Source organism: Mycobacterium kubicae, assembly GCF_015689175.1.
GTDB lineage: Bacteria > Actinomycetota > Actinomycetes > Mycobacteriales > Mycobacteriaceae > Mycobacterium > Mycobacterium kubicae.
In genome coordinates, this window is sequence record NZ_CP065047.1 from 3,031,728 (window position 1) to 3,052,541 (window position 20,814).

At 65.1% G+C, this 20,814-nt stretch carries 23 protein-coding genes; 13 read left to right on the top strand and 10 right to left on the bottom strand.

Annotation, left to right across the window (positions count from 1 at the left end; genetic code table 11):
- Positions 1-101: 101 nt before the first annotated feature.
- Positions 102-566: an anti-sigma factor antagonist gene (locus I2456_RS14215; RefSeq protein ID WP_068164346.1), complete on the top strand. Its 465-nt coding sequence runs from the start codon at positions 102-104 to the stop codon at positions 564-566.
- A gap of 34 nt (positions 567-600) precedes the next feature.
- Here the strand turns inward: I2456_RS14215 and I2456_RS14220 are convergent, their stop codons facing one another.
- Positions 601-852: a hypothetical protein gene (locus I2456_RS14220; RefSeq protein ID WP_068033180.1), complete on the bottom strand. Its 252-nt coding sequence runs from the start codon at positions 850-852 to the stop codon at positions 601-603.
- Positions 849-1,064, bottom strand: coding sequence for a DUF3072 domain-containing protein (locus I2456_RS14225; RefSeq protein ID WP_085074203.1), 216 nt, complete (start codon positions 1,062-1,064; stop codon positions 849-851). The genes I2456_RS14220 and I2456_RS14225 overlap by 4 nt, the downstream gene beginning before the upstream one ends.
- 149 nt (positions 1,065-1,213) lie before the next feature.
- Here I2456_RS14225 and I2456_RS14230 point away from each other — a divergent pair, with 149 nt between their 5' ends.
- Positions 1,214-1,606, top strand: coding sequence for a hypothetical protein (locus tag I2456_RS14230; RefSeq protein WP_085074329.1), 393 nt, complete (start codon positions 1,214-1,216; stop codon positions 1,604-1,606).
- Here the strand turns inward: I2456_RS14230 and I2456_RS14235 are convergent, their stop codons facing one another.
- Together I2456_RS14235 and I2456_RS14240 are read right to left on the bottom strand one after the other, a co-directional pair.
- Entirely contained in the window at positions 1,607-2,776 is a 1,170-nt protein-coding gene (locus tag I2456_RS14235) for a zinc-dependent alcohol dehydrogenase (protein WP_068033178.1), read from the bottom strand.
- 21 nt (positions 2,777-2,797) lie between these two features.
- Positions 2,798-3,292, bottom strand: coding sequence for an SRPBCC family protein (locus I2456_RS14240; RefSeq protein ID WP_068033177.1), 495 nt, complete (start codon positions 3,290-3,292; stop codon positions 2,798-2,800).
- A gap of 102 nt (positions 3,293-3,394) precedes the next feature.
- Between I2456_RS14240 and I2456_RS14245 the strand changes: the two genes are divergently transcribed.
- From I2456_RS14245 to glnA, 5 genes are all read left to right on the top strand, one after another.
- Positions 3,395-4,129, top strand: a complete 735-nt coding sequence (locus I2456_RS14245) for an alpha/beta hydrolase (RefSeq protein WP_085074202.1) — start codon at positions 3,395-3,397, stop codon at positions 4,127-4,129.
- 193 nt (positions 4,130-4,322) lie between these two features.
- Positions 4,323-5,831, top strand: a complete 1,509-nt coding sequence (locus tag I2456_RS14250) for a flavin-containing monooxygenase (RefSeq protein ID WP_241007711.1) — start codon at positions 4,323-4,325, stop codon at positions 5,829-5,831.
- Positions 5,828-7,384: a succinic semialdehyde dehydrogenase gene (locus I2456_RS14255; protein ID WP_085074200.1), complete on the top strand. Its 1,557-nt coding sequence runs from the start codon at positions 5,828-5,830 to the stop codon at positions 7,382-7,384. Before I2456_RS14250 ends, I2456_RS14255 begins: the two co-directional genes overlap by 4 nt.
- A 9-nt stretch (positions 7,385-7,393) precedes the next feature.
- The gene (locus I2456_RS14260) at positions 7,394-9,109 is read left to right on the top strand and encodes a GMC oxidoreductase (RefSeq protein ID WP_068033173.1); all 1,716 of its coding nucleotides are present in this window, start codon (positions 7,394-7,396) and stop codon (positions 9,107-9,109) included.
- Between the two features lie 86 nt (positions 9,110-9,195).
- Positions 9,196-10,632: a type I glutamate--ammonia ligase gene (glnA, locus tag I2456_RS14265; RefSeq protein ID WP_068164351.1), complete on the top strand. Its 1,437-nt coding sequence runs from the start codon at positions 9,196-9,198 to the stop codon at positions 10,630-10,632.
- Between the two features lie 5 nt (positions 10,633-10,637).
- Here glnA and I2456_RS14270 read toward each other — a convergent pair whose 3' ends face one another.
- Entirely contained in the window at positions 10,638-12,476 is a 1,839-nt protein-coding gene (locus I2456_RS14270) for an NAD-binding protein (RefSeq protein WP_085074199.1), read from the bottom strand.
- Positions 12,477-12,898: 422 nt separating this feature from the next.
- On the opposite strand from I2456_RS14270, the gene I2456_RS14275 reads away from it, so the two are divergent.
- The 4 genes from I2456_RS14275 to I2456_RS14290 all read left to right on the top strand — a co-directional run bounded on the left by I2456_RS14275 (position 12,899) and on the right by I2456_RS14290 (position 15,522).
- The gene (locus tag I2456_RS14275; RefSeq protein WP_085074198.1) at positions 12,899-13,708 is read left to right on the top strand and encodes a lysophospholipid acyltransferase family protein; all 810 of its coding nucleotides are present in this window, start codon (positions 12,899-12,901) and stop codon (positions 13,706-13,708) included.
- A gap of 1 nt (position 13,709) precedes the next feature.
- Complete coding sequence (locus tag I2456_RS14280; protein ID WP_085074197.1) at positions 13,710-14,162, top strand: SRPBCC family protein; 453 nt, start codon at positions 13,710-13,712, stop codon at positions 14,160-14,162.
- Positions 14,163-14,256: 94 nt separating this feature from the next.
- Entirely contained in the window at positions 14,257-14,814 is a 558-nt protein-coding gene (locus tag I2456_RS14285; RefSeq protein WP_068033168.1) for a CsbD family protein, read from the top strand.
- Between the two features lie 27 nt (positions 14,815-14,841).
- Positions 14,842-15,522: an IF2 family translation initiation factor gene (locus I2456_RS14290; RefSeq protein WP_068033167.1), complete on the top strand. Its 681-nt coding sequence runs from the start codon at positions 14,842-14,844 to the stop codon at positions 15,520-15,522.
- 20 nt (positions 15,523-15,542) lie between these two features.
- On the opposite strand, the gene I2456_RS14295 is transcribed toward I2456_RS14290, so the two are convergent.
- The 3 genes from I2456_RS14295 to I2456_RS14305 form a co-directional block, all read right to left on the bottom strand.
- A complete protein-coding gene (locus I2456_RS14295) occupies positions 15,543-16,091 on the bottom strand; it encodes a thioredoxin family protein (RefSeq protein ID WP_085074196.1) in 549 nt (182 codons plus the stop codon).
- Between the two features lie 28 nt (positions 16,092-16,119).
- The gene (locus I2456_RS14300; RefSeq protein ID WP_139823159.1) at positions 16,120-16,473 is read right to left on the bottom strand and encodes a hypothetical protein; all 354 of its coding nucleotides are present in this window, start codon (positions 16,471-16,473) and stop codon (positions 16,120-16,122) included.
- A gap of 92 nt (positions 16,474-16,565) precedes the next feature.
- A complete protein-coding gene (locus I2456_RS14305) occupies positions 16,566-17,240 on the bottom strand; it encodes a cutinase family protein (protein WP_068164382.1) in 675 nt (224 codons plus the stop codon).
- Positions 17,241-17,358: 118 nt separating this feature from the next.
- Between I2456_RS14305 and I2456_RS14310 the strand changes: the two genes are divergently transcribed.
- The gene (locus tag I2456_RS14310) at positions 17,359-17,829 is read left to right on the top strand and encodes a hypothetical protein (protein ID WP_174814198.1); all 471 of its coding nucleotides are present in this window, start codon (positions 17,359-17,361) and stop codon (positions 17,827-17,829) included.
- On the opposite strand, the gene I2456_RS14315 is transcribed toward I2456_RS14310, so the two are convergent.
- A complete protein-coding gene (locus I2456_RS14315; RefSeq protein ID WP_085074194.1) occupies positions 17,730-18,731 on the bottom strand; it encodes a D-2-hydroxyacid dehydrogenase family protein in 1,002 nt (333 codons plus the stop codon). The two genes, I2456_RS14310 and I2456_RS14315, sit on opposite strands and share 100 nt — an antisense overlap.
- Before the next feature lie 14 nt (positions 18,732-18,745).
- Positions 18,746-19,000 carry a hypothetical protein gene (locus tag I2456_RS14320; protein ID WP_068164391.1) on the bottom strand — a complete coding sequence of 85 codons (255 nt, stop codon included), beginning with the start codon at positions 18,998-19,000 and terminating at the stop codon, positions 18,746-18,748.
- A 137-nt stretch (positions 19,001-19,137) separates the two neighbouring features.
- On the opposite strand from I2456_RS14320, the gene I2456_RS14325 reads away from it, so the two are divergent.
- Positions 19,138-20,751, top strand: a complete 1,614-nt coding sequence (locus I2456_RS14325) for a PecA family PE domain-processing aspartic protease (RefSeq protein WP_085074193.1) — start codon at positions 19,138-19,140, stop codon at positions 20,749-20,751.
- Positions 20,752-20,814 lie beyond the last annotated feature (63 nt).

Genomic DNA, 20,814 nt, shown 5'->3' on the forward strand with positions numbered 1-20,814 from the left:
GTCGACTTATGTGAAAAGAATTCTGCCCACCGCAGCCTGTCTTCAAGAAAGCAGGACGGCCGTCGAAGGTTTGAGAATACTGGTCGACCGAGGAGCGTGCCGTGAGCCTGGCCCCTACTGATCTGCGTCCCGCCCACCTGCGGTTGAGCACGCGCCTGGTCTCCGAGCTCGGTGCCCAGAACAGCACGCTGCGGGCCGCCGTGCAAGGCGTCGGCTCGGCGGTGATCGTCTATGCCGGCGGTGAGATCGACGCCTGCAACGAGCACATCTGGCGGCTGCTACTCCGCGAGGCTTCGGCGTTCGTCGACCCGCAGCAGCCCTTCATAGTCGATGTCAACAGCGTCGATTTCATCTCCTGCTCGGGTTTCGAGGCGTTGGCCGACGAGGCCCACCGCTGCCGCGAACGCGGAATCGAACTCTGCCTGGTCAGCCTGCAACCGTCGGTCTGTCGAATCGTGGAAGCTTGCGGGCTCAGTGACGTACTGACGGTGCTGACCAGCGCTGCCCAGGCTTTGGATCCTTACGAACAGCTCTCGCCTGAGGCAGTCATAGACGAAGCGTGCTGAGGCGGCTCGCTACGCCGCTTACCACGCAGCGAAGCTAGCCGCCGAGATTGCGCACCGCCGTGTCGAGATCTTCGGCCTGCTCGGCCAGTTCACGCTCGGACAACTCCGTGCCGCCGACCCGAGCTAGCACGTCCTGACGCGTCGCGATCTGCATCGCCCCGCGATAGTCGTCCGACTCCAGTTGGGCCGGCGTGAGGACCTCGGTACGGCCCTCGATGAGGACCAGCACCGCATCGTCCTCGGCAGAGTCGAGCAATCGCCGCACGTCCTGCGCCTCCACAGTCATCCCTGGCCCCTTCCCGTACGCTCTTGCAACTTGTCGATGAGATCTGACGCCTGCGCCTTGGTGAGGTTGTCCGGAGGATCCTCGCCGGCTTCCCGCGCCAATGTGTTCAGGTAACTGCGCTGCGGACCGGTCATCGGTTCGTCACCGGTCACCCACTGCGACGGGTCCTTCTCCGGGTTTTCACGTGCCGCCTGGCCGGGGTCGTCAGTCATGGCACTAGCTATGCCCGCTACCCGGCGGTCATAACCAGGAGGCCCGCCGCCGAGGACAGCGACCTTTCGAAGCACGCCTGCCCACGGGAGGACGTAAGTTTGATGGGGTCGGCGGACAGGGGTGAGACCCTGTTGATCGGAGTATGAAGATGGACGACGACTTCACCATAGGCGAGGCCAGCGCGGCAGAACGCGCGGCAAAGGTGGAACGGCGGATCAACGAACTGAGGGAACGCAGAGCCGCGTTGACCTCCGGTCAGAAGCCGTCCCCGGAGTCAGCGGAACTGGCGCGTCACCGCGCCCAGGAAGCAACGCATCGTGCGCAAGACGCCCACCATGCTGCGGCGGAACGGCACAGGGAATTGGCCCGTGTTCACGAGCGAACGGCGAACACCTATCAGCGCGTCGCCATGGACCGGGAGGATGCCCCAGAATTGCAAGACGAGGCGGACCAACACTGGCAAGCCGCCCATGAAAGCCACTTACGTTCCCTTGAGGACGAGGCACAGGCTATTAATCCCGAGAAATCCTCGTCCGGCTAGTCATGGCCGGAGCGCCACTCGAATGCAGTTGTCCTTTTTGTTCTTGAACAAGTCGTAGGCGCGCACGCCGTCTTCCAGCGGCAGGTCGTGGCTGATGAGCTTGGCCGGATCCAGATCACCCTGCTCGACATAGTCGAACAACCGGGTCATGTAGCGCTGGCCGTGCTGCTGCGACGTCTTGAGCGTGAGGCCTTTGTTGGTCAGCACACCCATGGGGAACTTGTCGGTGACGCCGTAGACGCCCAGCACGGAGACCACTCCGCCCTTTCGGCAGGCCAGGATCGCCTGCCGCATCGCGGTGGCCCGATCGGTTTCCAGCCGCAGCAGCTGCTTGGCCTTGTCGTAGAGCTGCTGGACCCCAGTGCCGTGGCCTTCCATGCCAACCGCCTCGATGCAGGCATCGGGCCCGCGTCCGCCGGTCATCTCACGCAATGTCTCGTGCACACTGTCGACCGCGGTGTAGTCGATGGTCTCCAGTCCGAAGTGGTCTCGCGCCAGCGCCAGTCGCTCGGGAATCCGGTCGATGATGATGGAGCGTTCGGCGCCGAGCAACAACGCGCTGCGGGCCGCCATCAGGCCGACCCCGCCGGCGCCCCATACCGCCACGGTGTCCCCGCCGGCGATGTCGCAGAAGTCGGCGCCCATGAAACCGGTTGGCACAGCATCGGATAGGAACAGCGCTTGCTCGTCGGTGATGTCGCCGGGTATCGCGAAACAATTGGCGTCGCCGAACGGAACCCGCACGTATTGCGCATGTGAGCCCGCGTAGCCGCCGAAGGGATGGGTGTAGCCGTAAATTCCGCCCGAGGGATATCCCAGCAACGGTTGCTGCAGTTCCGCGTTCGGATTCGTGGTGTCACAACACGCATACAGTTCGTGATCGCAGAACCAGCACTGATTGCAGGCGATGAACGAGGGCACCACCACCCGGTCACCAACCTTGGTGTCGCGCACTTCCGGGCCGGTCTCGGCGACCACCCCCATGAACTCGTGGCCGAAGACGTCGCCTTCCCGCATGCCCGGCAGGTAGCCGTCGATGAAGTGCAGGTCCGAGCCACAGGTGGTGGTGAGCCGGACTTCGACGATCACATCGTGTGGGTTGAGGATTTTGGGGTCGTCGACCGTCTCCACCGACAAGTCGTTGACACCGTTCCAGCACAGTGCGCGCATTACTCGCTCCTCGCTCCTCGCTTACCGCGCGGAATTCCGCGCGCTGGGGTTGGACTTGATGGTCGGCACCTCGCCGGTCTGCAGCAACGCGCGCAGGCGGTACAACAGCTTGAATGCGGCCGCACCGGTCAACATGCCCGGCGCCGGGGTTTTGACGTGCAGCGTCACCTCGGTACCCAGGTCGCGCGGCGCCGGCCGGTAGTTGACCGTGAGTTCGTTGCCGTCACTGGTGCCGACGAATTCGACGCCGTCAGGGAAGGTGACCAGTCGGGACTCCCACGACAAGTCCGGCTCGGTCAGCGTCCGCCACCGGTAGCGATCCTCACCGACGGAGTCCACCTCGGCGATGTCGCCGAGCACCACGGACAACTGCGCGGGGTCGCGCCAGAAGGCGGCGACCCGCTCGACCGGGCAGGCGATGGTGACCGTCTGCGCGGCGGCCCGTTGCGGTTGCATGTCGACGACCTTGTTGACCACGCCGAGCACTTGGTCCTTGGCGGCGTCCAGATAATTCATTGCCCGCTCCCTTCGTTGGGACGTGCGTTACCCACCGAAGCGGCGCCCAAACGATCGACGCGCCGATTGAGTAGCGGTGTGGTGCGCGGGTATTGGTGTGGCATGACGGCGTTCGGGTCGGGCGACGGCCCGCACTTGGAAGAGGACACTCCGGCAACTGCGCCCGCCGATCCGTCCGGTGGACGGCTGGGGGCTCGGGTCAGAGCGCCGACGCTGCCGCCGTATCCGGCGGGACTACACGCCCTGGCCCTGGACCGCGGCCGCAACACCCTGTTGTATGTGCCGAGCGGGTACCGCGGGGACGCTGCGACACCCTTGGCCGTGTTGATGCACGGCGCCGGGGGCCATGCCCGCGGCGGGATCGATCCGTTCCTCGCCGTCGCGGACGCGGCCGGTGTGCTGCTGCTGGCGCCGCAGAGCGCCGCTTCCACCTGGGACGTGATCGTAGGATCCTTCGGGCCGGACGTCAGGTTGCTCGACGACGCCCTCGCCCACGTGTTCGCCCGCCACAGTGTCGACGCGAATCACTTTGCCATAGGCGGCTTTTCGGACGGCGCCTCGTATGCACTGTCGCTGGGATTGACCAACGGCAACTTGTTCAGCCATGTCATCGCGTTCTCGCCTGGGTTCGCCGCGCCCGGGGCAACCTGCGGGCGGCCGAACATCTACATCACCCACGGCACCAACGACCAAGTACTGCCCATCGATATGACCAGCCGCCGGTTGCGGCCACGGTTGGAACGCGCCGGTTACGACGTTGTCTATCACGAATTCTGTGGCGGGCACGTGGTGCCCACCGACCGCGCCAGGTCGGGCCTCGACTGGTTCCTGCACTAGCCGATGGCCGAGGTGGCGATACCTATCCGCCTGCAGGCGTCGGCGGTCCGGCTCGGCGGCCACGGCGGCTTCCATGTGACGGCGATGCATGTGGAAACGGAATGAATCCGCGATGTGGGGTTCGCCACAGCCAATGCGGGAATCCGTACCGGCAGGCGGTTGCGTCGGCGCGGCCCGGGGGAAAGGAGAAATCGTGACATCCCCACTCGGCCACCGAGGTGGCGTCACGATCATTGGAGCCGGTTTCGGCGGCATCTGCATGGCCATCAAACTGCGTCGCGCCGGCATCCCATTCACGATCCTGGAGAAAGGGGATCGGGTCGGCGGCGTTTGGCGCGACAACACCTATCCAGGCGCCGCGTGCGACGTTCCCTCTCACTTGTACTCGTATTCGTTCGAACCGAGCCACGACTGGTCGCGAAAGTACGGCACGCAACCGGAGATCCAGAGCTACATCGAGTACTGCGCGCGCAAGTACGGGATCATCGACCACGTCCGCTTCGGTCAGGAAGTCACGCGCGCCAGCTTCGACGAGAGCGCTGCCCAGTGGACCCTCGAGACCGCCGACGGCGGCACCGTCAACTCCGCCTTCCTGGTCGCAGCCACCGGTCAGCTCAGCCTGCCCGCCGATCCCCAATTTCCCGGCATGGAGCGGTTCACCGGTCATGCGTTCCATTCCGCACGCTGGGACCATGACTACGACTTGCGGGGCAAGCGGGTCGCGGTCGTCGGCACCGGCGCCTCGGCGATCCAGTTCGTGCCCGAAGTCGCACGGCAGGCGCAACAGATGTACGTGCTGCAGCGCTCAGCGCCGTACGTACTGCCCAAACCCGACCGGCGCTACACCCCGCTGGAGAAGTATCTGTACCGGCATTTCACGGGCTCGCTGGTGGCCAGCCGGACGCGCCAGTACGTCTACCACGAGGCGCGGGTGATACCGCTGACCAAGGGCGTCGGCATCAAAGCACTGGAGCGGGGCTGGGAGCGCTATCTGCGTTCGCAGGTATCCGATGAGGCGCTGCGCGCCAAGCTGCGTCCCGATTACCCGATCGGCTGCAAGCGGGTGCTGCTGTCCAACGACTGGTACGCGGCGCTGAGCCGGCCCAACGTCGAGGTCATTGCGGCTGGGCTGACTGAAGTGAGGCCCGGCAGCATCGTTGCCGCGGACGGCAGCGAATGCGACGTCGACACCATCATTTTCGGCACCGGCTTCGCGGCGAACGACTTCCTTGCCCCGATGACGATAGTCGGGCGTGACGGTCGCCGGCTGCACGACGTATGGCAAGAACGCGGCGGTGCCGAAGCGTTCAAAGGCATTGCCGTGAGCGGGTTTCCGAACCTCTTCATCCTCTATGGGCCGAACACCAATCTGGGCCACAACTCGATCATCTACATGCTCGAGTCCCAGGCCGACTATGTGCTCGAGGCGATTCGGCACGCCGCGACGCACGGCGCCAGGTGGCTCGACGTCCGACCCGCAGCTCACGATGAGTACAACGACGACCTGCAGCGCAGCCTGAAGAAGACGGTCTGGCAGCGCGGTTGTGACAGTTGGTACGTGACCGAGGCAGGCAAGAACACGAACAACTGGCCGAGCTTCACGTTCGACTATCGACGCCAGACCCGCTTCTTCGATCCGGTGCACTACCAGACCGACGCAGCCGAACCATCCCAGCTCATCAGCACAGGAGTTCACCCATGACCACCACCGTCGACACTCTGCCCGCCTTGGACACCTTGGCCGCGCGGGTGCAAGCGGCCGATTCCGGCAAGTACCGCGAGGTCACCAACGCGATGACCGGCGAGACGTTGGGCCGGGTACCGCACTGCAGCGCAGACGATGTGGTCGCCGCGGCCAGGCGTGCCCGGAACGTGCAGAAAAGTTGGGCGGCGCGTCCAGTCACCGAGCGTGCGGCCGTACTGCTGCGTTTTCACGATCTGGTCCTCAAGCGCCAAGACGAGGTGCTCGACATCATCCAGCTGGAGAACGGCAAAGCCCGCCGGCATGCGTTCGAGGAAGTCATCGACGTCGCGCTCACCTCTCGCTACTACGCGAACACGGCCGAGGAGTATCTGAAACCCAAACGGCGCCAGGGTGTTCAGTTGGTGCTGACCGAAGTGTGGGAGTACCACCATCCCAAAGGCCTGATCGGCGTGATCGCCCCATGGAACTATCCGTTGACGTTGGGCATCAGCGATGCGATCCCGGCGATAGTGGCCGGCAACGCGGCGCTGATCAAGCCCGACGACCGCACACCGTTCTCGGTGCTCTGGGCGGTCGGTGTGCTGGAAGAGGCGGGGATGCCGCCGGGACTGGTGCAGATTGTCACCGGACCCGGGTCTGAGCTCGGCACACCGATCATCGAGCAGTCCAATTACCTGATGTTCACCGGTTCCACCAGCGTCGGACGCAGCGTTGCCGCGCAGGCCGGGGAGCGGTTGATCGACTGCTCGATGGAACTCGGCGGGAAGAATGCGCTGCTGGTGCTCGACGATGCCGACGTGGGCAAGGCCGCAGTCGGCGCCACGCGGGCCTGCTTCTCCAACGCCGGACAGCTGTGCATTTCGATCGAGCGAATCTATGTGCCAAAGACGTTGTGGGACAGCTTTGTTCCGAAGTTCGTTGCGGCAACGGAGAAGATGACGCTGTCGGCGGCGCTCGACTACTCCGGCGACATGGGGTCCTTGATCAACGAGACGCAACTGAAGACGGTCATCGAGCACGTCGATGACGCGGTGGACAAGGGAGCCACTGTGCTCACCGGGGGTCGACCGCGCCCGGACCTCGGCCCGCATTTCTACGAGCCGACGATCTTGACCGGGGTGAAGGAAGGTATGACCGCCTTCGCCGACGAGACGTTCGGGCCGGTGGTGTCGCTGTATCCGGTGGACAGCGAGGAGGAAGCGATCGCCAAGGCCAACGACAGCACCTTCGGACTCAATTTCAGTGTGTGGACCTCCGACCCGCAACGCGGGCGCCGCGTCGCCGCACGACTGCAGGCCGGGACGGTGAATGTCAACGAAGGTTATGCAGCGGCGTGGGCGTCGCTCGACGCGCCGATGGGCGGCATGAAGGACTCTGGGCTCGGGCGCCGTCATGGTGAGCACGGCATGATGAAATACACCGAGTCGCAGACGATTGCGATTGAACGCGTACTACCCGTCGGCGCGCCGCGGTGGGTGCGCGCTGACCGTTACGCCCGGGTGATGACACACGGACTGCGCGCACTCAAGCGCCTGCCCGGCGTCAAATAGGAGGAAGACATGACGCGGGGCATGGATTACGACGTGGCCATCATCGGCTCGGGTTTCGGTGGATCGGTGGCGGCATTGCGGCTGACCGAGAAGGGTTACCGGGTCGCCGTGTTGGAGGCAGGGCGCCGATTCGAAGATTCGCAGTTCCCCAAGAACAGCATGGACGTCCGGAATTTCTTGTGGGCGCCGAAGCTGGGCTGTACCGGGATCCAGCGGATCCATGTGCTGCCCGACGTCATTGTGCTGGCCGGCGCCGGCGTGGGCGGGGGCTCGCTGAACTACGCGAACACCCTCTACGAACCCAAGTCGGACGCCTTCTACCGCGACCGGCAGTGGGCGCACATCACCGATTGGCGATCCGAGCTCGAGCCCTACTACGACCAGGCCAAACGCATGCTCGGCGTGGTGCGAAACCCGACGATGACGCCGTCGGACCAGGTGTTGCGCAAAGTGGCCGACGATCTGGGCGTCGGTGACACATTCGGCATGACGCCCGTCGGCGTGTTCTTCGGGCCGGACAATCAGCCCACCCCGGGAGTGGAGGTGGACGATCCCTTCTTCGGCGGGGCAGGTCCGCGGCGGCGCGGCTGCCTGGAAGTCGGCGAGTGCATGACCGGCTGCCGGCACAACGCCAAGAACACGTTGGTAAAGAACTACCTGTACCTGGCCGAACGCGCCGGTGCGCGCATCTTGGATCTGACCACCGTCACCGCGGTGCGGCCCCTGGACGACGGTGGGTATGCCGTCGACACCGTGCGCAGCGGAAGTTGGCGGAAGCGGCGCACCGCCGGCACCATCACCGCCGAGCAGGTGATCTTCGCGGCGGGTACCTGGGGGACCCAGCAGTTGCTGCACCGATTGAAGGCCGACGGCACCCTCAGCAACATCTCCGACCGGCTGGGGGTGCTGACTCGAACGAACTCCGAGGCCCTGTGCGGCGCCAGCGTGCGCATGCGGCAAGGCAAAGACGCGGCCTTCCATCAGGGCGTCGCGATCACTTCCTCGATCCACCCGGACGACAAGACTCACATCGAACCCGTCCGCTACGGCAAGGGTCCGCAGTCGATGGGCATGCTGACCACCGTCATGACCGACGGCGGCGGCCGCGCACCGCGCTGGCTCAGATGGCTGGGTCAGGTGGTGCGCCATCCCGGCCAGGCCGCCTCGGTGTACGTCGGGCTCCGCGACTGGTCGCAGCGCACCGTGATCGCGTTGGTCATGCAGACCGAGGACAACTCGCTGACGCTGTTCCCCAAGCGCAGGCGATTCGGCGGGGTCAAGCTGTCGTCGCGGCAGGGCCACGGTGTGCCCAACCCGACATGGATTCCGAAGGCCAACGAGGCGGTACGCAAGCTCGCCGAAGATATCGGCGGCATGCCGTACAGCAGCGTGGGGGAGATCTTCGACATCCCCATGACGGCGCACTTCCTGGGCGGATGCGTCATCGGCGACTCACCGCAAACCGGCGTGATCGACCCCTACCACCGCGTATACGGCCACCCCGGGCTGCATGTGGTCGACGGGTCGGCGATCTCGGCGAACATCGGCGTCAACCCGTCGCTGACCATCACCGCGCAAGCAGAACGCGCAATGTCCTTCTGGCCCAACAAGAATGAGCCCGATGCTCGGCCGCCGGTCGGGGAGGCCTACGAACGGATCGCGACCGTGGCGCCGCAACGCCCCACGGTTCCGACACACGCTCCGGCGGCGCTGCGCCTGGCCTGACCCGGCGACCGTTGGCTCCGGTCGCGAGCGAGGTGCTAGAGGGCTAGGTTGCCGTCAACCTGGTTTTCTAAGCAGAGGAGCACCTTGTGTCCGACAAGACGCCCGACGACATCTTCAGACTGGCCCAGGACGAGAAGATCGAGTATGTCGACGTCCGCTTCTGTGATCTGCCAGGCACCATGCAGCACTTCACAATTCCCAGCTATGTCTTCGACGAGAATGTGTTCGAGGAGGGCCTGGCCTTCGACGGCTCCTCGATCCGCGGGTTTCAATCGATCCACGAGTCGGACATGCTGCTGTTGCCCGATCCCGAAACGGCGGTGATCGATCCGTTCCGTAAAGCCAAGACGCTGAACGTGAACTTCTTCGTGCACGACCCGTTCACCTTCGAGGTCTACTCACGTGATCCGCGCAATGTCGCGCGCAAAGCCGAGAATTACCTGATCAGTTCGGGCATCGCCGACACTGCCTTCTTCGGCCCCGAAGCCGAGTTCTACATCTTCGACTCGGTCAGCTTCGACTCGTGCACCAACGAATCGTTCTACAAGGTGGATGCGACATCGGGGTGGTGGAACACCGGGAAGGAGACCGAGTCTGACGGCAGCCCCAACCTCGGCTACAAGGTGCGTCCGAAGGGCGGTTACTTCCCGGTGGCGCCCACCGACCACTACGTCGATCTGCGTGATGAGATCCTGACCCATCTGACCAATGCCGGCTTTCTGCTGGAGAAGGGCCATCACGAGGTCGGCAGCGGCGGCCAAGCCGAAATCAATTACAGATTCAACACTTTGCTGCACGCCGCCGACGACCACCAGATGTACAAGTACATCGTCAAGCAGACCGCCAGGCAGGCCGGCAAGACCGTGACCTTCATGCCCAAGCCACTGTTCGGAGACAACGGGTCGGGCATGCACTGCCACCAGTCGCTGTGGAAGGACGGCGTTCCGCTGATGTTCGACGAGGAAGGCTACGCCGGCCTGTCCGACACCGCACGCCACTACATCGGCGGCTTGCTCTACCACGCACCGTCGTTGTTGGCCTTCACCAACCCGACGGTCAACTCCTACAAGCGGCTGGTCCCCGGCTACGAAGCCCCCATCAATTTGGTCTACAGCCAGCGCAACCGCTCGGCGTGCGTGCGGATTCCGATCACCGGCAACAACCCGAAGGCCAAGCGGCTGGAGTTCCGGTGCCCGGATTCGTCGGGTAACCCCTACCTTTCGTTCGCGGCCATGTTGATGGCCGGGCTCGACGGCATCAAGAACAAGATCGAGCCGCCTCCGCCGATCGACAAGGACCTTTACGAATTGCCGCCGGAGGAGGCCGCCGATATCCCGCAGGCACCCACCGCCCTGTCCGCGGTGATCGACCGCCTGGAGGAGGACAGCGAATACCTCACCGAGGGAAGCGTTTTCACGCCGGACTTGATTCAGACGTGGATCAATTACAAGCGCGACTACGAGATCGCGCCGTTCAACCTGCGGCCCACCCCGTACGAGTTCTCCCTGTATTACGACGTGTGAGCGCCTCAGGCCTCCGGGTCGGGCGCCCACCGTGGCAGGCGGACGCCCGTGCGGTGCGGCGCACGCGCCGCCGCCAGAGTCGCCGCGCGCTCACCGTTGGTCGCGGTGGTCGGTGGCGGCTGGCCCTTACGCAGAGTCGCGATGAGTTCGCGGTAGGGGCCCATCAGGTAGACGGTGTCGCCGGCTTTGAGTCGAGCATCGCGGCGCGGCCGCAACCGGATCGGCCCTTCGGGCCGGGTGATGGCGATGACACGGGTTTGGGTGGACATGTCCACCATGCGCAGCCCGTCTAACTCGCTGCCCGCCGCGACGAGCATCCCGCCGACCATGAAAGAGCGCTGCCCCACCCAAAACGTGCCCAGCACCTGCAGCCCCATCGCGGCGCCGATGAACCAGGGTGCTGCCAGGTCGACAATCGACCGCACGTTCTCGAAGCCGAACCGCTTATTGATGGCGGTGCCCAGCGCGCGCCCCTGGACGCGCATGACGATCGGCACCTTGGTGTCAGAACCCAGCAGTTCCAGCAGCACGATCCCGGTCTCGATGTTCTGCATGTCGTCGTGTGTCACCACCGCCACGCCGCGGGCACGGTCGACGCGCGCGGTCTCGAGCGTCTGGCGCATCGTCGAGTCCCCGAAAAGTACCGGCACGTCCAACTTTGCCGCAGTCGGGAGGAAGCGGTTGTTCTCATCCTGCTCGATCACCACGACGTCGTAGCCGGCAGTTGTCAACTCGCTCACCACGCGGATGCCGACCGAACCCAGTCCCACCACCACGACGTGCCCGCGCATGTGACGCGCCCGCCGCAGCGCGGCGTTCTGCAGGAATCGGCGCGACAGCAGCAAGTCAGCCAGGAACGCCACCAGGATGGCGGTGACGATGACGCCGCCGAACATCAACCCGACAGCGAATAGTCGTAGAAATATCGATTGCCGGGCGAAGCTGAAGTCGCCATAGCCCACCGTCGTGATCGTCTCGGAAGCGAAATAGAGCGAGTCGAGCCAGGACATCTTGGGGTTGTGGTAGCCGAAGCGGACCACCGCAGTGGCCCCGAAGGTGAGCAACAGCGTGAACGCCACCGAGGGAAACAGCATTGGATTCATGTCGTCGCGCATGGCGCGCGCTGCATCGATGACGCGCCGCAGTCGAGAGTTTCGAGAGCGCGTCGCGGTCCGGGACGGCACGGTGATTCCCCGAGCTTCCAATTCGTCCTTCACACCGATCATGGAAGTCCAGTCGCCGGCGTAGACCTGCAGATCACGTCCCGGACACGCCACCACCTCGCCGGGGGTAGGTGCGTTCCTGCCGTGAATCACCGCAACTGGCGCCAAGTCGGCGTAGATCTCGCGCAACGTCGCCTCGTACGGCGCTTCGGCTCCCCAAACGACGAATTCGATCCCCGCCGTATCGAACTGGTGCGCGTTGCGTGACAGCACTGCTTCGACCAAGGAGGGGGTCGCGAGTTCGGCGACGTCCAGAATCGCCCCTGGACCGTTGACGGTGGCCACCTTCTGACGCAACACGTCGTTGGCCAACCGGGCAACCACCCGGACGTTGGGGCTGTATTGCCTTGCCAATAGGGCGATTTCGAGATTGACGGCGTCGTTGGGGCCGGCACAGACGACAGCGCGGGCGCGGTGCACCCCCGCACCGAGAAGATCGGCGGCGGTGTTGATTCTGACGATCCGAGCACCGGCGCCCCGTAACTCCTCGGCGATCGTCTTCGACAGCGCATCGTCACCGCTGACGATGATTTCGCGATGAAATTGCAGGACCTCGGCCACGTCAAAGCAATCCGGTCGCTGGGTTCGCGGGTTTCGGCCCGGTTGCGGTGTGTGCGCCATGACGTCCCGACCTCTGGTGCGAAGTTCACTGGTACCTATGAACTATCGGCGACAACGCAAGAAGCTGCCACCGGAGCACGGACGTGATGAGGCTGAACAGCCTTGGATCGCAACAGGTTCGACTCGCACTCGTCACACGAGCGAAATACTAGGAGCATATCGCCGCGGCGGGCCGCTACCTAGGGCTGCAAAAACGCCTTGATGGCGCGGCGCCTTTCTCCGGGCGATCACCGCGCAAACCGGTCCGGCTTGACCGGCTTGACTGGTTGCCGACGGCTGCGGCGACGCCGCCGTACTCGTGGCCGAATGGCTTAACTCGGGCAGATATCGCGGGCTCAACCTGGCCCGTCCGGCTCCATCTCTCGGGAGTCCGGACCGCTTAGTTGGTTTAATCAGCGGGGTAATCGGTTTAACCCACCGTCATGAGTGACGAATCTTTGCCGGTCGAGCTTCGCGAGCGCGATCCCGAGTTCATCCGCGCCGTGCTGCCCACTCTGTGGCTGGCCTCGACGGTGTGGTTTCGCGCCGAGGTGCACGGGTTCGAGAACGTCCCCGACGAGCCGGTGCTGTTCGTCGGCAACCACAGTGGCGGCGGTGCCACACCAGACACCTTCGTCCTGTTGCTTGCCTACAACACGTTCTTCACCGTGGAAGGTCGGCCGCTGTATGCATTGGCGCACGACACCATCACCTCCGCACCGCTGCTCGGCGGATTGACCCGCAGGCTCGGCGTCGTACCCGCCGACAACGGGTTTGCGGAGAAGATCTTCGACAGCGGCGGGTCCGCGCTGGTGTACCCGGGGGGTGACGTCGAGGCACTGCGGCCGTGGCGCGACCGGCACAAGATCATTTTCTCCGGACGCACGGGTTTTCTGCGATTAGCGCACCGCTGCAACGTCAAGATCGTTCCGGTGGTCGCCACCGGCGGTCACGACACCCTCATCGTGCTCAACGACGGCCGGCGCACCGCGAAGATGCTACGGCTGGACAAGTTGCTGCGAGTCAAGAGCTTGCCGATGACACTCAGCGTGCCCTGGGGCCTGCTCCCGGTCCCGCTGCCGCACCTGCCGCTCCCGGCGAAGATCCGCATGGAAGTGCTCGAGCCGATCGACGTGCGCGAGCGTTTCGGCGCCAAACCGGACTGGGACGACGCGTTGCGCTATGTCACCAGCGTCATGCAAGTCGGCCTGTCGAACCTGGCCAGCCAAACCGTCGTCCCGATGGTCCGGTGAAATGACCCAGACCGTCACCGTTACCCGCATCATTCGCTGCCCAGTCGACGAAGCGACCGACTTTGTCACCGATCCGCACAAGCTGATTCCGCAGGTGTCGGCATTCAGTCGATGCAAGTTCGTCGAGTCCTGTGATGACGGTGAGATGTGGGACGTGTTCTTGAACAGCGGCACGATCTATCTGGGTGGTCGGGTCCTCATTCCGCCGCCCCATGACGGGCGGCTGACGTGGCGGTCGGTACGGGGAACCCGCCACTCGTTCGAGGCTCGGGTGGAGCCGCACCGCAGCGGTACCAGGTTGACCCTGACCCTGCGGTATCGCCTCGCCGGATACGTGATCGCGCAGATCAGTGAGCTGATCGGTCGCGGGCTCGCCAGCCGCAACCTGGAAGCCGCGGCCGAGGAGATTCGACACCACCTCGAATTCGAAACCGATCGGCCGAAACGCCGGTGACTGAAGTCACATCGGTGTTTGACCCGTCGCTCACGTGGAATCACTGGGCCTGACACCGAACGAGGTCATGGCTGATGCCACGAGGAGAGTTTCGATGAGTGAACAAGACAAAGCCGGTGAGGCCCGCAAGGGTCTGATCGATTCGGTCAAGGGCAAGGCAAAAGAGGTTGTCGGTGCCGTCACCGGCAACGACTCGCTGACAAAAGAAGGACAGCTCGAGCAGTCCCAAGCCGAAGAGCGCCGGGAGGCCAACCGCATCGACGCGATAGCCGAGGCAGAGGCCGAGCAAGCCCGCCAGAACGAGGCCGAGGCGAAGGTCAAGGGCGCACAGCAGCGCTTGGCGGCCAATGCGCAGGCTACGGCGGCGGAGGACTCGATCGAGGCGCAGCAGGCCGCGCAGAAGCAGGCGGCCGACCAGGCGGCTCAGCAGCGAGCCGCCACCGAGCGCACGCAAGCCGAGCTCGAAGCCCAGCGCGAAATGCAAGAGGCGCGGGCCGAGGAGCGCGAGGAAATCCGCGATGCCACCGAGGAAGTCGTCGACGCCGTTGCCGAACACCAGAGCTCGGTGCAGGCGGCATCCCACGAGCAACTGGAAGCCGAACGCCTGCGGCGCGAGGCGCAGGACATAAGCAAGCAATCGGACCTGCCCTGAGGGCACGGCTAGACACAGGAGCAGCTGATGAAAATATCTGGCGTCACCCAACAAGTTCTGCGCTTCCAATACCAGCTCGCCCGTTTCCCGTTGCAGGTGATCGAGGATCGAGTCTTCGCCCGGGTCCGCTCCGAGGCGCCGGCGCGACTGTTCTTCGAGCGTTCGCTGGGCATGCTCGACACGACGATCGGCGGGGTGCTGGGCGATCAGCAGCTGGCCGAGCGGGGCGCTGCGCTGCTCGAGCGCACCGACGCGCTGAGCCGCGCAGCTGAGCTCGACGCGAAGGCCGAGACGCGCAAGCAGCAGGCCGACACCAAGCTGAAGAGCGTGCGCGACGAGGCGATCCAGGACCAGCAGCAGGCGCGTGCGGCCACCGAGCAAGAGATCAAGGAAGCGCGCAACGCCGCCGAGGAACGCAAGCGGGAAGCGGCTCAGTCCGCCCAGAAGCAAAGCGCTTCGGCAAAGCAGCGCGCAGACGAGGTGGCCGCCAAGCGCAAAGAGGCGGCCGAGTCCGCCCGCGAGCAAACCGAGGCGCGCACCAAAGCCGTCGAGAACGCCGCGGCCAAAGCCGCCGACGCCAAGCTCGACGACGCCCGGGAGATGCGCAGCGAGGCGGCAAGTAAGCGCGCCGACGCAAACCAGGTCGAAGATCTGGCCGACGCCGAGAAGGAGAAGCGCCGAGCCGAGCGCGCCAACGACAACTCCTAGGCGCGGTTAGGCGCCGCGGCTCACCGCCACTTGATGCCGCACCCGATTGACGGCCGCTGGTTCGTGTCGACCGGCTGTCCCGCGAGTACCGCGTTGACAGCCGCTCGCACGTCAGCGGCCGTCACCGGTCGTTCGTTACCGGGCCGCGAATCGTCGAGTTGACCGCGATAGACCAGGCGACGTTGGCCGTCGAAAACGAAGGTGTCCGGGGTGCAGGCGGCGGAATAGGCGCGGGCGACGTCCTGGGTCTCGTCGTAGAGGTACGGGAAGGTCCAGCCGTGCCGGCGCGCTTCAGCCGCCATCTGCTCGGGTCCGTCCTGCGGGTACGTGACCACGTCGTTGCTCGAGATGCCCACCATCGCCACGCCCTGCGCGGCCAGATCTCGGCCCAGTTCGGCCAGCCCTCCTGCGACATGCTTGACGTACGGGCAGTGGTTACAGATGAACGTCACCACCAACGCGGGACCGGTGAGCTCGTCCAGGCTGACCGTGGCGCCGGTGGCCGGTTCGGGCAGCGTGAATGACGGCGCAGGAGTACCCAGGGCGAGCATGCTCGACTCGACAGCCATGCTCGCCAGGGTATCCGGACGCCCTCTTCTACAGTCCGGGCAAGCAATTGATGAAGGGGATGCACGGCGGCGAGGGCGGATACGGCGGTGGAAAGCCCTCGATGATGACCGAGTCGGTCACCGGGCTGTTCTTGTCGAAGTACCAGGGGTGGCAGACACTTCGGTCCCAATCAGGCATGTGCTTCATCTCCGGTGACCCTGGGCACCATTGGTAGGTGCAACTGTTCGTCGGGGAGGGACCCGACGTGGGGTCCTGGCACACCATCGGCGAGGGGTCGGCTTGTGCGGTCGCCGTGGACAGCGTCACGCCGACCAGACCCAGATTGCCCGAGATCAGGACGGCGGTCGCCATCCTGATGATTGGCCGTCTTGTCAGATCCATGTGATCTCCTTCCTCAGGCGCTATCTCATATAGCGTCGCTGCGGAAATCAGATCTGGCTAGACCGGCTACCGATCCCAATTAGCTCCCGGCGCTAGGTTCCTGAAGCCGGTGCCGGAGAACTCTGGTTGAGTCGTTGAGCCGCGAAAGTGGCAGCTTGGGCCGTCATCCCGGACTGGATGTAGGACACGTGCGCCATGATGTTTCCGCCGCCGGTGCAGATCGGGTCCTCGGGAGCGCACAAGCTGATGACCTTGGAGCTGTAGGCGGGATTGATGGTGGGCAGCGGCTGACCGCCGTACAGCGCGCTGGAGAAGCCGCTGGACGGCTCACCGAAGAGCGCCACCGCGGCGACCCGGTCGACCGTCTGGGGTGGGACTGCAGAGGTGGCCAAGTCGATCACCGTCGCGCCTTGCGAATATCCGCCCAACACGATCTTCGTGTTGGGGCAGCTGGCGACCACGTCTTGGATGTGCGCGCTGGCGTCATCCGCGCCCGCTGACGAGCTGCCGTGGTAGTCGTCGCTGGCTGGGTAGTTGACCGCGTAGGCGTTGACCGACCGACCGCGAACCTGCGAGGTGAGCGAGTCCACGAACGACTCGCCGACGTCACCGAGTCCCGGAGCCTGGTGTGTCCCGCGGGCAAACACCACCGCGATGTCAGAACAAGGGTCGGCGGCGGCGGCAGGACCGTTGAGGGGCGAGGTCAGCAGCGCCCCCGTCGTCACAACCGAGACCCCGACGATGCGAATAAGGCTGCGTGCAGTCATGCCCAAATGCTGACATACCGCTTGGCAGGGCACCGTCGGCGGCTGCCTTCGTCACATTGTGCGCCCTCGTTTCGTCTTCCAAGGCGAAGGCAGATAAGCCATCGGAAGGGGCGGCATGATGAATCGCTTGAGCGCGCTGGCGCGGGTCTACCTTGTGACGGTGACGGCGCTGGTGGGGTTGATGACGTTCGGGATCGGGGTGTGGTGCCTGATCGATCCGGCGTCGTTCGCACGGGTCGTCGCGTTTCACCAGCACGTGCACTTCTTGCACGACCTCGGCGCGTTCCAGCTGGGCTTGGGCGCCACGTTGCTGCTCGCGCTGTTCTGGCGGGACGCCATGGCCACAGCGCTGGCCGGGTTCTTGCTGGCGAACACCGTGCACACGGTCAACCACGTCATGGACCTTGATGAGGGTGGTTCGGCGGGGCAGGCCTGGTCGTTAGGGGCGGTATCGGTGGCCCTGGCCGTGGCGCTGGCGGTGCGGCTGCGTCAGCTCGGATCGGTGGGCGGGGCTAGCGCCTCGGGGTTGGCGATTCGAACGGGCGCTCCATCCAGCCATGCCAGCACCGCTTCAACGGTGTCGGAGTAAAACGCGCTCAGGGTTTCGGTGGTGACGTAGCCCAGATGCGGAGAAAGCGTCACATTAGGCAGCGCCCGCAGCGGGTGATCGTGCGGTAGCGGCTCGGTGTCGAAGACGTCGAGGCCGGCGCCGGCGATGCGGCCATCGCTGAGTGCTGCGATCAGAGCGGCCTCGTCGACGATCGGGCCGCGGGAGGTGTTGATCAGGTAGGCGCGCGGCTTCATCAATGCCAGTTCGCGTTCGGTGACCAGGCCCCGGGTCCGCTCGGAAAGCACGACGTGGATGGACACCACGTCGGATTCTTCGAACAGCTCGGCTTTCTCGACGCGGCGCACGCCGACCTCGGCCGCCGCCTCCTCGGTGAGGTTCTGGCTCCACGCAATGACTTCCATGCCGAACACCTGCGCATACTCAGCCATCCGTCTGCCGATCCTGCCCAGCCCGAGCAGCCCGAGCGTCTTGCCGGACAACGTCATACCCGTGGTGGTCTGCCACCCACCCTCACGCATCCGCCGGTGTTCTTCGGCCAGATTGCGCACCGTCGCAATCAGCAACCCCCAAGTGAATTCCGGAGTGGCGTCGCTGACCGTGCGGAAACGGGGACTGGCGAAGTTGGAATGCGCGACCAGGACGCCGCAGTCGCTGGCCGCAGCCAGGTCGAGGTTGGGCAGGCTTCGTCCGACGATGGTGATCAGCTTGAGGTTCGGCAGCCGTTGGAACAGCGTGCGCGGGAACGCCATCCGTTCTCGCATTGTGCACACCACGTCGAACGGCCGCAGCACTTCGGCGGCTTCCTCTTCGGACAGGTGCCGGTCGAACACCGTGACTTGTGCGCTCGCTTGCACGGTCGACCAATCGGCGACCTCAAGCGCCGCACCGGCGTAGTCGTCGAGTATCGCCACCTGGGGCATGCCGGTGCCTGGTACTAGTCCTGTTCGTGCGGTGTGGGGCTCTGCGTCGACTCCCACTTCGAGCCGAGTGACCGCTTGACGGTGGTGCCGGCCTGCAGTTCGAGCTGGAAGGTTTCGCCGTCGTCGTCTTGGAAGGTGACCACGTAGTGGCCGTTGGTGGCGTCTTTGAACACCACCTTGTAGGGCTGTTCACCCGAGCCGCGGTCGACGGCGATGATGTCACCCGGGGCGACGTCGTCGATTCGATCGTTATCGGAGAATTCAGACATACGGTCGACGGTAATCGATCCGGCTGGGACGGCTGGTTATGCGTCTGGTTACCAATGCGTGAAAACGGCCATGCCGCGTGTGGACCTCGATACGCTCTACGCGGACATCCATCGGTAACTGAGGGGGAGGCGGCGGCGTGTCACTAGTACTCGTTGATACCGGGTGGCTCAGTGCGGCAGCAGCCGACCTGGAAAACCTCGGCTCGGCACTCACTTCGGCGAACGCGGCGGCCGCCGCGCCGACGACCGGGCTGGTGGCCGCGGCTGCCGACGAGGTCTCGACGGCGATCGCGTCGCTTTTCGGCGGCTTCGGTCAGGAGTACCAGGCGCTCAGCTCTCAGCTCAGCGCGTATCACTTGCAGTTCGTGCGGAACCTCGGCGCGGCGGTCGGCTCCTATCAGGGCACCGAGGCCGCCAGCGTCTCCATTCTGGACACCCTGCAGCAAGACGTGCTGGGCGTCATCAACGCCCCGACTCAGCTGTTCCTGGGCCGCCCGCTCATCGGAGACGGGGCGGCCGGAACCGCGGCAAACCCCAACGGCGGCGCCGGCGGGTTGTTGTTCGGCAACGGCGGTAACGGCTATTCGCCGACCAACGGCAACGCCGGCGGCGGGGCCGGCGGCCCGGCCGGCTTCTTCGGCAATGGTGGTGTCGGCGGGAACGGCTTCGGTACCGGCGCTGGCGGACCAGGTGGGACCGCTGGCTGGCTCTACGGCTGGGGCGGGCCCGGTGGTACCGGCGGCGCCTCCGGAGGAGCGGGCGGTGCCGGGGGTGCTGCTCCGGGCCTCATCGGTTGGGGAGGTAACGGCGGAGCGGGGGGTCTTGGCGCCGGCGCCAACGTGCCCGGCGGTCGCGCATACGGCGGACCCGGTGGGGCGAGCGGTCTGCTGTTCGGCAACACCGGACACAGCGGGCTTGGGTGGGACGGCCGCACCGTCTCAATGGGAGTCAACGCCGGCACCGAACCCTACGTGAACATCTCCGTCAACGGCGGACCGAACTTGCCAGTCCTCGTCGACACCGGCTCGGAGGGTCTGGTCGTCACACCAAACGCCATCGGCGGCTTGCCCGGCTTGCTCAAGTTGGGCTTGCCCGTTTCGTTCGGCATGAGCGGCTACAGCGGCGGTCTGACCTATCTGTTCGCCACCTACAACGCGCCGGTCGACTTCGGCAACGGCATCGTGACCGCGCCGACTCCGGTGGATGTGGTCCTCTTCGCCTTCCCGCAGACGCTGGAAGGGTATTTCGCTCCGGCCGGTGTGACGGGAGTCCTGGGACTCGGCCCGAACGCGGTTGGTCCTGGCCCGAGCAGCCCGGTCGTCGGGTTGGGCGGCAACCTGAATCAGGGCGTCTTGATCGACCAGCCGCAAGGTCATTTGCAGTTCGGCCCGCAGACGCTGCCGGGAACTAGCCACTCGACAATCGGGGCGCCGATCTCACCGGTGCAGGTGAGCATCAACAACGAGCCTTGGCAGCAGACTACGGCGATCCTGGACTCGGGTGGCGTCACCGGAACACTGCCGGCATCCCTGCTGCCGGCCGGGGGTTTGCCGCCGAATGCGACCATTTCGGTCTACAACATGAAGGGTGATCTGCTGTACGAGTACCACACGAACGCGAGCACCGGTTACACCCCGGTCATCACGACCGGCAACACCATGAACAGCGGGAACTACCCCTTCCGCTACCAGCCGGTATTCATCGACTACAGCCCGAACGGAACCGGGACGACCGTCTTCTACGACCCTTAATTCTGAAGGACAAACCGGTGTTAATCGGCCAATCCTGGGCATCCCGGACCCTGGCCGCGTAGC